Source organism: uncultured Tateyamaria sp., assembly GCF_947504105.1.
In the GTDB taxonomy this organism is placed as follows: Bacteria; Pseudomonadota; Alphaproteobacteria; order Rhodobacterales; family Rhodobacteraceae; genus Tateyamaria.
On record NZ_CANNGP010000075.1, the window covers coordinates 1 to 11023 of the forward strand.

Here is an 11023-nt window from a genome sequence, read left to right on the forward strand (position 1 = left end):
GTTGCTGCTCATATCTTTGTCTTCATCCTTGATTATGCTCGGCCGCGAAGGCCCCTCTACCGTTCGGATGGCCGGACTAATGTGACGGGTGGCAAGATATTTTGCGACCGCAGATCGGGTCATTCCTCGGGGAGGCCCGCCCGCCACCAGCTTCCCCGATGGCCATCAGGGAAACCGACCACCCTCATCTTCTCAGAGAGGAAAATGGAGGCAATGCTCTACGCATAACCTCGGGGGAGCGCGGAACGCGCAGGGGGCAGAGCCCCCAAGATCTCCCTAGGAAACCCGCCGAAAGGTCAGATAATGCGGCACCCGCCCCTCACGCAGCGCCTTCTGCTCATAGCGCGTGCTGATCCAGTCGTCCCAGGGCGCCCGCCAATCGTCAGGACGCTCGGCCAGCCATTCAAAACCGGCCTTGGGCACCTCTTCCAACGTCTGGCGCACATAATCGGGAATATCCGTGGCCACACGAAAGATCGCCCCGGGCTTCAACAGGCGGGCCAAGGGGTCCAGATGCTCCGGCGTCACGAAACGGCGGCGATGATGGCGCGCCTTGGGCCACGGATCGGGATAAAGCAGAAAGGCCCGGTCAATCGACGCCTCGGGCAGCACATCCATCAAGTCCCGCGCATCTCCGGGATGCACCGCCAGATTGTCCACCCCGGCCCGGCGGATCTTGCCCAGCAGCATCGCGACACCGTTGATGTACGGCTCCGCGCCAATGATGCCCACATCCGGGTTCTGAGCAGCCTGATGCACAAGATGTTCGCCGCCGCCAAAGCCAACCTCAAGCCAGACGGGCTTTCCCCCAAACCGCGCATCCAGATCAAGCGGATCACGCGCAGGATTGTCTTCCCAGGACACGGGCCCCGGGGACAAGGCGGCAAGGTCCTCATCCAGATAACGTTTCTGACTGTCCTTCAGGGCCTTGCCCTTCAGACGTCCATAGAAGTTGCGGTGTGGGCGTTCTGTCATGGGCGCGCATGTATCGCGCCACCCGCGCCGGGGCAATGGCGTAAGGCGCAGGTGTCCTACGCCACCCCGACGTCAATCGCGTGCGGCGTCCAAATAGGCGCGCAGATCGCTCAACACCGGTCGGATCTCGACCAACCGCGCCACGTCAAACTCTTGGGCCAGCTTTGCAAAGTCAGGTCCAAGGGCAGCAATCACCTCGGCGCGCAGATCGCGGCCCGCCTGCGTCAACCACACGCGCTTTGACCGCCCATCCTCGGGATTGGGCCGCGTTTCCACCAAACCATGCGCCTCCAGCCCCTTCAAAGTGTGGGTCATGGACGTCTTGGGCACTTGAAAGGCACGCGCCATTTCCATCGGCGTGCGCCCGTCCGATACACGGATAAGGTGGTTCAACACGGAAAAATGCGGAGCAATCAGCCCATGCGGAAGCCGCGCCTCCAAAATGGCGCGGCTCAACTGTTCAATGATGCCGATCTCGTTGAACACTTCGAAAAAGACCGACGGGTCAGTGTCATGCATGCACGATCTTGCTTTCCAAATCCCAACGCGGGCTTTGCGGCACAGCCGCGCCATAGCCCAATCGCCCCAACATTTGCACGGTTTCGCCCCCCTGCGCCAGCATCCCATGCGCTTCATCGTAAAGGGCAGCCATCTCCGGGAATTCCTGCAACGCCTGGCTCATCGGCTGCATGCCCAACCCGGCGGCTGTGGTGGCAAGGTTCAGGCGCAACCAATCGCGCCCCGCCGTGATCTGATCGGCACGGCTGTTGTCCGCCGTCGTCAACCAGACATAGGCCATGCCGGTCATCGCCGTGGCCTTCACCATCTCAAGCCCCTGCCTGTAAGACAGCCCATCCCGGTCCATCGCCGCCTCGCGACTGAACAGACCAGCCAGACGCAGGGCCTCGAATTGCGGCCCGGAAAAGTCGATGCCATCCGGGTTCGCATCCACCTCGCGATGCCCGATCCGGAACAGGTCCACGCTTTCCTTGTAAGTGCGCGGCGTCTCGAACTCGATGTCAAAGGCGCGGGCGGTCAGCAGGCGCAGGGCCGCAACGCGGTCCGGATCATTGCTGGTCTCAACGCCCGACCCCCGGATGACGGGCGCCATGATGCTCTGCAACACCTCCTGCGCCACGGGCCGCTCCTTGTCATATGGCTCTTTCAACGATCGCCGGTCCATCACATGCGTAAACAAAGGCGACGGCTCTGCCGCGCCAGGCGTGAGCCGCGCCACGGCCACCCGGCGATTGTCCAGCGCGGTCGTGCCCTCTCCATCGGGGAAGACATCCAGCTCCACCCCAATCCCATCCTGCGCCGCGGCCAGCACCATCAGCTCCAGAAAACAGCCCAGACCCACCACAATCTGACGGCTGAACGGGTCGGTATGGGGCAACAGGCGATCCGTATCGACACGCAGCGTCACCTCGCCTTCGGTGCGCAGATCAACTTGCCAGGGCTGCCGGTTGTGCGGGTTCGGGGCGAGGATGGCATAGGACAGCGCCCGCATTCGGGGCTCGGCATAGGTGCCTGCAAGCGACCACGGTTTCAGTGCGGTCTGCGGCGTGCGGGTCACGGCAAACGCCCCGGCACCAGAGGCGGCGAGGATCGATCCACCTCCAATCAGGGCAAGCGTTTTACGACGGGATAAGGGCATCGGAATCTCCATTGGTACGATTTCGAACTACACAGCTGATATAATACGATATCGCACAAACCAAGTGCCATTTCGTACTATAACCCTGAAGGCCACATCATCTCTTGTCTGGAATGTACCAAATTGGTAAGCAAACCTAACCAATACCGAAGGTTCGCCATGCCCGTTATCACCAATATCGAAGATCTCAAGCGCCTCTATGAACGCCGCGTGCCCCGCATGTTCTACGATTACTGCGAATCCGGCAGCTGGACCGAACAGACATTCCGCGACAATTCCTCCGACTTTGATGACATCCGCCTGCGCCAGCGCGTGGCGGTCGACATGTCCGGGCGCAGCACCGCTTCCCAGATGATCGGGCAGGACGTCGCGATGCCCGTGGCTCTCGCCCCCGTGGGCCTCACCGGCATGCAGCACGCGGATGGAGAGATGAAGGCGGCGCGGGCGGCAGAGAAATTCGGTGTCCCCTTCACCCTCTCGACGATGTCCATCAACTCGATCGAGGATGTGGCAGGCTTCACCAACGCCCCCTTCTGGTTCCAGCTTTATACGATGAAGGATCAGGACTATGTCAGCCGCCTGATCCAGCGGGCCAAGGATGCGAACTGTTCGGCCCTCGTCATCACGCTCGATCTGCAGATCCTCGGACAGCGGCACAAGGATCTGAAAAACGGCCTCTCCGCCCCGCCCAAGCTGACGGCCAGGACACTTGCGAACCTCGCCACAAAATGGGCTTGGGGCATTGAAATGCTGTCAGCCAAACGGCGCGAGTTCGGCAACATCGTAGGACACGTGGACGGGATCAGCGATGCCTCATCCCTGGGCGCGTGGACGGCAGAGCAGTTCGACCCGACCCTCGATTGGGACAAGGTCGCCAAGCTGAAAGAGCAATGGGGCGGCAAGGTCATCCTCAAGGGTATTCTGGATGCGGATGACGCGAAAATGGCGCTCAAGGTCGGTGCAGACGCCATCATCGTGTCAAACCACGGCGGGCGGCAACTTGATGGTGCGCTGTCCTCCATCCGCGCCCTGCCCTCGATCCTGGACGCCGTGGGCGATCAGATCGAAGTGCATCTCGACAGCGGGATCCGCTCCGGTCAGGACGTGCTCAAGGCGTTGGCGATGGGTGCAAAAGGCACCTATATCGGCCGCGCCTTTGTCTATGGGCTGGGCGCCATGGGGCAGGCTGGCGTGACGGAAGCACTGAACGTGATTCATCGCGAGCTGGACACGACAATGGCCCTGTGTGGCGAGACAAACGTGGCCAATCTCGGGCGGCACAACCTGCTGGTGCCCGAAGATTTCGAAGGGCGCTGGCAGTAAGGGGTTTCGCCGCAGTGCGCTGCGGCGACCGGCTGGGGCTCTGCCCCAGACCCCGAGGTATTTTCAGCCAGAAGAAGACATGGACCTGGTGCGCGTCGTCAGCATCCGGTTCCATGCAGGCAACAGGATGGCCGCGACCGCAAACATGATGCCCGCGATGACATAGAAGGATACACGCAGGCCAAACCCTTCGGCGACGAAGCCCATGATGACCGGGCCCAGGAAGAACGCCGCATATCCCAGTGCCGCCGCCTGGCTGATCGCCGCCAGACGATATTTTGGACGCACGGCCTGCCCCACAAGGCCAAGCGCCAATGGGCCAACAACCGACACGCCCAAGCCCCCCAGCAGGAAGCCAAGGTAGGCCGTGCTCAACCCCGGTGCCATGCCCGCCAGCGCAAGCCCGAAGCCTGCGATGCAGGACGCCAGCATCATGACGCGCAGTGGCGGCCAACCTGCCCCGAACACATGCCCGCCAAGGCGGCCAACAGCCATGCCAATCGCCAGCAAGGCCGGGCCCATCGCGCCCTCTGCCGGGCCGCCGCCCAGCGTGCGTTCGACATGTAGCGCCGACCAGCCTTCGGAGGCCGCCTCACCCAGGAAGGCCGCCAGAACCACAAGTCCGCCGACCCACACAAGGGCGCGAGGCATGCCTGTCGCGTCCTGCGCGTCTTCCTCGGCCTGCGTGCGCATGGGCAGCACCATCCATGGGAAAAGAACGGCGACGGCCAAGCCCATGGCAGCGAAAACCGCGACGGGGCCAAACCCGCCCTCACGCGCAATCCCAACCCCGATCGCGGCCACCGCATAAGCAACCGAAAACAAGCCGTGGTTCAGGTTCATCAGACTGCGGCCCGTGTCCGCCTCGGCCTCGCTGACCTCGGCATTGGCCAGCACATCTGCGATGCCGGAACCACCGGCCGCAAAGAAAAGCGCGATGCCGATGGCAATGGGCGTGTGCGCAGCACCAGCCAGCACGAACCCCGCCACCATGCAGGCCGCCCCCGCGATCATCGCCCACCGCCCGAACAGACGATAGAACAACGGCGCCAGCCACATCGCCATCAAGGCACCGGTCGACCCGATCAGGATCAGCGTACCCCAGGCCCCGTCGCCCACACCCACCTGCGCCTTGATCACAGGCATCTGCGCCGAAAACGCGGCCCAGCCAAAGCCCACGACAACAAAGCCCGCCAAAGCGCGGCGAGACGCAAAGAGATCGCTCAATATCCGCATGACCAAGCGGTGACACGGGCCGCTGCCATGGTCCAGCCCAAGACTGCGCATTTTGCATCTTTTCAAGCGGCGGGAACCGGTCTAAGACGCAGCCTTCACGCGGGGTGACAGCCTTGGAGGCACCCTGCCCTAACTTTGGAGAAATACTATGGCTGGAGAGATTCCTGATCTCGAAGCCCTGGAACGTACGGGGACAGGCAAGGGCGCCGCTCGTCAGGCCCGCCGCGACGGCATGGTTCCAGGGATTGTTTTTGGTGGTGACAACGATCCGCTGCCGATCAATCTGCCCTTCAACAAGCTGCTGAAAATGCTGAAAGCCGGTCGCTTCAAGTCGACCCTGTTCAACATGAAGGTCGACGGGCACGACGACGTGCGCGTCATCTGCCGCGACGTGCAGCGCGACGTGGTCAAGGACCTGCCGACGCACGTGGACTTCATGCGCCTGCGCCGCACCACCAAGATCAACCTGTTCATCGGCGTTGATGTGGAAGGTGAAGAGGTCTCGCCCGGTCTGAAAAAAGGCGGCGTGCTGTCGCTGGTCCGCCCCGAGGTGGAACTGGTTGTGACAGCCGGCGATATCCCTGAAAGCATCAGCATCGACGTCAGCGAAGCCGAAGTCGGCGACAGCATCACCATCTCGTCGGTGACACTGCCCGCAGGCGCCAAACCGACCATCGACCGTGACTTTGTGATCGCGACGATCACCGCGCCGTCCGGCCTGCGGTCTTCCGAGAACGAAGAAGGTGCTGAGGACGAAGCCGAAGAGGCCACCACTGAAGAGGGTGGTGAAGAATAAAGCGTCCTGACAAGGACCAACGTTACGAGGGCCGCTCCTGATCGGGGCGGCCCTTTTGTTTTGGGATCAGACCACCGGTCTTTAACAAAATGTGAACCGCCTGGCACAAAGGTTAATGCTTACCAATGCGTTAACGGCCATGAGATGGGCAATGTACGCGGTATGGTGGCGAAATTGTGCAGCTTGCGGAAGACCACGCGAAAACCGGGGATTTCAGACCGGCCGAATATCGCAGTTTCAGCGTGAAACTGTGCAGTTTCATTCGCCACGCCGCTTAAACCCCCATCGCACGGTGCGTTTAGACTTGGCTGGACCACCCATGCCCCCTTCCCTATGCTGCGCTGCAACATCAAGCGAGGACCACAATGAAACTCATCGTCGGACTGGGAAACCCAGGCGCGAAATATGCCCGGAACCGACACAATATCGGGTTCATGGTTCTGGACCGGATTGCCTCGGATCACGGCTTCCCGGCGTGGAAATCCAAGCATCAGGGCGTGGTGTCCGAAGGCCGTTTCGGGTCCGACCGGGCGGTCCTTCTGAAGCCGGAAACCCACATGAACAAGTCGGGTGACAGCGTGGGGGCCGCGATGCGGTTCTACAAGCTGGACGCCGAGGATGTCATTGTTTTACATGATGAAATTGACCTCGCCCCCGGCAAGGTGCGTTGGAAGGTGGGCGGTGGTCACGCAGGTCACAACGGGCTGCGTTCCGTCCACGCCCATATCGGTGCCGATTATGCCCGTGTCCGTTTGGGCGTCGGTCATCCAGGCCACAAGGATGCAGTGCCAGGCTACGTACTGCGTGACTTCCCCAAGGCGGATGAGGCATGGCTTGATGATGTGATCCGCGGCTGTTCGGATGGTGCACCACATCTTGCGACCGGGGATGGGGCGAAATTCATGAACGCAGTTGCCTTGCGTACCGCCCCACCAAGATCGGGCTCAGGCAGGAAAAAATCAGAGAAAACAAAGACTTCAGAGGATGTTAAAACCAAGGAGGCAGACACACGATCCGCCCTTCAGAAACTGATGGACCGTTTTTCATGACGTTGACCCAAGCCTTCCTCGATCAATCCGAAACCTGCACCCGTATGGGCTCCCCCCTCATGGGACGTGTGTTGAAAATCCTTGCCGATCGATGGGACGCAACCAGCGCATTGGGTCAGAAAATGGAGGAATATCAGGGGGATATTGGCCCTGCCGGCCATTCCCTGCCTCTACGGATCGGAGGCGGTCTGCACGCACTTGTGCTGCAGGCCAAGGACCCCGCCCTCGTGGCCGCCTATCCTCCGAATACCGCAGATGATGCAACCCTTGAGACAGTCGTCGTTAATGCCCTGAAAACAAACGAGGAGTTCTTTCTCGACTGGACCTTGAGCGCGCCCCAGACAAACGAAGTCCGGCGCAGCGCGGCGCTGATCGCAATGGCACAGGTGGCGACGTCCTACTTTGATCGCCCCATCGTTTTGTCAGAGCTGGGTGCCAGCGGTGGTTTGAACCTGATGTGGGACCATTTCGCACTCGAAGCAAACGGAGACCGCTTCGGCCCGCAAGATGCTGTTCTGACGCTGAAACCTGAGTGGTCAGGTTCAACGCCGCCAACAAGTTATCCACAGATTTTGGACAGGTCAGGCGTGGACCTCAATCCGTTGAATCTCAAAGATGAAACTGACACCTTGCGCCTGCTTTCCTATCTTTGGGCAGACCAGCCACATCGCGTGGAGCTAACGCGCGCAGCCATGTCGGTCCTATCTGCACAAGTGGACAAGGGGGACGCCATCGATTGGTTGGAAGCGCGCCTTGCCTCTGCACCCGAGGGGCATATGCACATGATCCAGCACACAGTGGCTTGGCAGTATTTTCCCAAGGAAAAACAGGATCATGGCACAGAATTAATCAAAGCCGCCGGCGCGCGTGCAACGCCGGAAACACCTCTGGCCTGGATGCAAATGGAGACCGATGGTGACACCACTGGCGCGATTGGAGCGGCCCTGACCTTGCGACTCTGGCCCGGTGACGTCACCCTGAACCTCGGTCGTGCCGACTTTCACGGTCGCTGGATCAATTGGACAGGCTGACGCCGGGGCACAATTGCCTGACGATGCGGCCCTGTGAATAAATGCGCAGGGTGGAGGATAAAGATGCGAATTGTTTTAAAATGGATATTCCGTGCAATCATTGCGTTGATTATTGCGGTTGCGTTGGTTGGTTTTTGGAAGCGAGAGGAGATCACGCGATTGCTCGCGGTCAACTCGTTATTCAACGAAGATCGGATCGTGTCGAATTTCTCCAACATGGACGGGGCATTTCTCCATAGAGAAATCTCCAACGGCTCGGGACCAGTCAGCCCGTTGCTCGTGGGCGCGGCCATGGATATGCCCAACACCTATGAAACCTGGGTCACCGACAGGACAGTCACATCGACGCTGGTGCTCAAAGACGGTCAAATCGTGCACGAGGCATACTACCAAGGCACGAAACCCGATGACCAGCGGATCAGCTGGTCCGTCGCAAAAAGCTATCTCTCAGCCCTGTTCGGCATTCTGGTTGATGAAGGTGCGATCACATCACTGGATGCCCCGGTCACAGACTACGCACCCATGCTCAAAGGTGGAGCCTATGATGGCGCCACGATCCGTAATGTCTTGCAAATGACGAGCGGCGTCACATTTGACGAGGACTACCTGAATTATGACAGCGATATCAACCGGATGGGCCGTGTTCTCGCTTTGGGCGGCAAGATGGATGACTTCGCAGCCGGGCTGACCGAAACCTTCGTCCAGCCGGGCAAGGCTTGGCAGTACACCTCGATCGACACCCATGTTGTGGGGATGGTCGCACGCGGGGCCACGGGGCGCGATATCCCCGACCTGATGGCGGAAAAGCTGATTGGCCCGCTCGGCCTCGACCGGTCGCCGCTCTATCTGACGGACGGTGTTGGAGTCGCCTTCGTGCTCGGAGGCCTCAACATCACCACACGGGATTACGCCCGTTTTGGGCAGATGATCCTGCAAGACGGCATGTGGCGGGGGCAACAAATAGTACCTATGGATTGGATTGAAACGTCCACGAAAGCCAGTGCCCCCACGCAACCGGGACGCGTAGGCTATGGATACCAATGGTGGATCCCCGTGGGCGCGACCGACGGTCAATTCATGGGACGTGGTATTTATGGCCAATACCTCTATATCGATCAAAGAGCAGGTGTCGTGATCGTAACCACCGCAGCCGACCGACAATTCCGGGAAACCGGTGTAAATGACGAAAACATAAATATGTTTCGAGAGATCGTGAACGCTACGGAGTAAGAGATGAAACCGGACGACAGCGTCAACGTGCTGGGCACTGATCTTCAGGTCTGCGGCATAGATCCAGTTACCGGTTTTTTCAGGGACGGGCATTGCAACACCTGCGCCGAGGATCAGGGCAGCCACACTGTATGTGCGGTCATGACGGCCGAATTCCTTGCCTACTCTAAATATGTTGGCAATGACCTCAGCACGCCCCGGCCCGAGTATCGCTTTGCTGGTCTCAAACCGGGTGACAGTTGGTGCCTGTGCGCTTCCCGCTTCTTGCAGGCGCATGACGAAGGATGTGCGCCCAACGTAAGCCTTGCCGCGACGCACAAACGTGCCTTGGATGTCGTGCCGCTGCGCGTTTTGCAGCAACATGGGATCTGATCGTCACGCTTGGAACAGAGGTCCACGCTCAATTTCAAGGACACTCATATTCTCGCTGTACGGGAAAATGTAACGTAACGTAACGCCAAGGTTGACCTGAGGTCCGCCAGTTCCCGCCATTGACGAAATTTGCACCCTCCCTCGACACTTCCGATGTGTGTCAAAACTCAGCACACTGAGGAGGAAAAATGGGACTATTTGACTATCGAGGCCAAGATGGCCGCGAAACCGTTCAGGATTCACTGGCCCTGATCGAATATGCATATCACGGCCTGTTCGCGGGGGAGCGCGACCGGTACCTTGAAGACGGCTACTCGCCCCTAAGCGTGGCAGCAACAGGCGTTGAAACGCTTTTCAAAGCGGACAGCCAGGAGCGCAACGATATTGCACTGGCCAATGTCACGGCCGCAGGCTGGACGGTGCTGACTGCAAGCGATCTGGGGCTGTCTAGCAACCGAACCGATGCGTTCAACACGTTTTCAGGTGCGACACCGCAGTTCAAGAATGCTCAGGCCGATGTGCTTGGTAAGTACGACGATGCGGGCAACCTGATCGAGATTGGATTTGTCATCCGCGGCACGTCCGGCCCAATTGACGATCTTTTGGGGGACACAACCGGCGACGTTCTCGATTATCTCGAGTTCCTGAGTGCAAATCCGAATTATACGCAAGAAGCGTTCTCGGATGTATTGGCCGCCATCCGCGATCTGGCTGTCGCCAATGGTCTGACGGCAGAGGATATATTGGTGACGGGCCACTCGCTTGGTGGTGGCGCAACCATCAACCTTGCCGAAACAAGCCACAGTTTTCTGAACGGCTTTTTTGTCGACGCCAACTATGTCGGGGCGGCGTCCCACTACGTTGTCGAAGATGGTGCCTCGGTGCTTTCAAACGGTGCCGAAGTGTTCACGTTCGACCTGGAAAACGATCCCATCGGCGGGGCAATTGTCGACGGAGTGCCGCAGCTTCTTGGCAACTCAAACGACTATGAATTCAGCACCAACAACATCGTGCTGTTCAATGATCTGTATGACACGCCTGTCTTTTCGGCAGGGGCGGCGCCAATCAACCTACTGGCCTGGACGGCCCATCTTGATCACAATTACCTCAATGCTTTCAACACCATTACTCGATCCGAATTCTATGACGACTTCGATCGGGACAGCCTCGTGATCATTGCGGATCTGTCTGATCAACGGCGTGACAACACATGGGTCGAAGACATCAATCTGTTCTTTATCTCAACGGGTCATCATGGCGACGATGCCTATGTTCTTGGCTTGTCTTATGACTTCTGCATCGATCTGCGATGATTGATCCAGTGTTCTCTCGACTTTGGGGGGCATTGGTGGCG

The 11023-nt window shown here is 59.4% G+C and carries 11 protein-coding genes; 7 read left to right on the plus strand and 4 right to left on the minus strand.

The features are described from left to right. Positions 1 to 276 precede the first annotated feature (276 nt). The 3 genes from trmB to Q1A75_RS22505 form a co-directional block, all read right to left on the minus strand. Positions 277 to 975 carry a tRNA (guanosine(46)-N7)-methyltransferase TrmB gene (gene trmB, locus Q1A75_RS22495; RefSeq protein WP_299555916.1) on the minus strand — a complete coding sequence of 233 codons (699 nt, stop codon included), beginning with the start codon at positions 973 to 975 and terminating at the stop codon, positions 277 to 279. Positions 976 to 1047: 72 nt separating this feature from the next. Further along, on the minus strand, positions 1048 to 1494 hold the full coding sequence (locus Q1A75_RS22500) for a MarR family transcriptional regulator (protein ID WP_299555918.1): 447 nt from the start codon (positions 1492 to 1494) through the stop codon (positions 1048 to 1050). After that, positions 1487 to 2632 carry a twin-arginine translocation pathway signal protein gene (locus Q1A75_RS22505; RefSeq protein WP_299555920.1) on the minus strand — a complete coding sequence of 382 codons (1146 nt, stop codon included), beginning with the start codon at positions 2630 to 2632 and terminating at the stop codon, positions 1487 to 1489. The genes Q1A75_RS22500 and Q1A75_RS22505 overlap by 8 nt, the downstream gene beginning before the upstream one ends. A gap of 159 nt (positions 2633 to 2791) precedes the next feature. On the opposite strand from Q1A75_RS22505, the gene Q1A75_RS22510 reads away from it, so the two are divergent. Beyond that, a complete protein-coding gene (locus tag Q1A75_RS22510; protein ID WP_299555922.1) occupies positions 2792 to 3955 on the plus strand; it encodes an alpha-hydroxy acid oxidase in 1164 nt (387 codons plus the stop codon). Between the two features lie 63 nt (positions 3956 to 4018). On the opposite strand, the gene Q1A75_RS22515 is transcribed toward Q1A75_RS22510, so the two are convergent. Next, positions 4019 to 5191, minus strand: a complete 1173-nt coding sequence (locus Q1A75_RS22515) for an MFS transporter (RefSeq protein ID WP_299555924.1) — start codon at positions 5189 to 5191, stop codon at positions 4019 to 4021. A 148-nt stretch (positions 5192 to 5339) separates the two neighbouring features. On the opposite strand from Q1A75_RS22515, the gene Q1A75_RS22520 reads away from it, so the two are divergent. The 6 genes from Q1A75_RS22520 to Q1A75_RS22545 all read left to right on the plus strand — a co-directional run bounded on the left by Q1A75_RS22520 (position 5340) and on the right by Q1A75_RS22545 (position 10982). Beyond that, the gene (locus Q1A75_RS22520; protein ID WP_299202045.1) at positions 5340 to 5987 is read left to right on the plus strand and encodes a 50S ribosomal protein L25/general stress protein Ctc; all 648 of its coding nucleotides are present in this window, start codon (positions 5340 to 5342) and stop codon (positions 5985 to 5987) included. 365 nt (positions 5988 to 6352) lie between these two features. Continuing rightward, entirely contained in the window at positions 6353 to 7036 is a 684-nt protein-coding gene (pth, locus tag Q1A75_RS22525; RefSeq protein WP_299555926.1) for an aminoacyl-tRNA hydrolase, read from the plus strand. After that, on the plus strand, positions 7033 to 8067 hold the full coding sequence (locus Q1A75_RS22530; protein WP_299555929.1) for a DUF2332 family protein: 1035 nt from the start codon (positions 7033 to 7035) through the stop codon (positions 8065 to 8067). Before pth ends, Q1A75_RS22530 begins: the two co-directional genes overlap by 4 nt. Positions 8068 to 8130: 63 nt before the next feature. Beyond that, positions 8131 to 9297: a serine hydrolase gene (locus tag Q1A75_RS22535; protein WP_299555931.1), complete on the plus strand. Its 1167-nt coding sequence runs from the start codon at positions 8131 to 8133 to the stop codon at positions 9295 to 9297. Positions 9298 to 9300: 3 nt separating this feature from the next. After that, positions 9301 to 9669, plus strand: a complete 369-nt coding sequence (locus tag Q1A75_RS22540; protein WP_299555933.1) for a DUF2237 domain-containing protein — start codon at positions 9301 to 9303, stop codon at positions 9667 to 9669. 188 nt (positions 9670 to 9857) lie between these two features. Then, positions 9858 to 10982: a hypothetical protein gene (locus Q1A75_RS22545; protein WP_299555935.1), complete on the plus strand. Its 1125-nt coding sequence runs from the start codon at positions 9858 to 9860 to the stop codon at positions 10980 to 10982. The last annotated feature ends 41 nt before the right edge of the window (positions 10983 to 11023 follow it).

Coding starts and splice junctions, on each gene's coding strand:
- trmB (WP_299555916.1), bottom strand. CDS start 975: ATGACAGAACGCCCACACCGCAACTTCTATGGACGTCTGAAGGGCAAG.
- Q1A75_RS22500 (WP_299555918.1), bottom strand. CDS start 1,494: ATGCATGACACTGACCCGTCGGTCTTTTTCGAAGTGTTCAACGAGATC.
- Q1A75_RS22505 (WP_299555920.1), bottom strand. CDS start 2,632: ATGCCCTTATCCCGTCGTAAAACGCTTGCCCTGATTGGAGGTGGATCG.
- Q1A75_RS22510 (WP_299555922.1), top strand. CDS start 2,792: ATGCCCGTTATCACCAATATCGAAGATCTCAAGCGCCTCTATGAACGC.
- Q1A75_RS22515 (WP_299555924.1), bottom strand. CDS start 5,191: ATGCGGATATTGAGCGATCTCTTTGCGTCTCGCCGCGCTTTGGCGGGC.
- Q1A75_RS22520 (WP_299202045.1), top strand. CDS start 5,340: ATGGCTGGAGAGATTCCTGATCTCGAAGCCCTGGAACGTACGGGGACA.
- pth (WP_299555926.1), top strand. CDS start 6,353: ATGAAACTCATCGTCGGACTGGGAAACCCAGGCGCGAAATATGCCCGG.
- Q1A75_RS22530 (WP_299555929.1), top strand. CDS start 7,033: ATGACGTTGACCCAAGCCTTCCTCGATCAATCCGAAACCTGCACCCGT.
- Q1A75_RS22535 (WP_299555931.1), top strand. CDS start 8,131: ATGCGAATTGTTTTAAAATGGATATTCCGTGCAATCATTGCGTTGATT.
- Q1A75_RS22540 (WP_299555933.1), top strand. CDS start 9,301: ATGAAACCGGACGACAGCGTCAACGTGCTGGGCACTGATCTTCAGGTC.
- Q1A75_RS22545 (WP_299555935.1), top strand. CDS start 9,858: ATGGGACTATTTGACTATCGAGGCCAAGATGGCCGCGAAACCGTTCAG.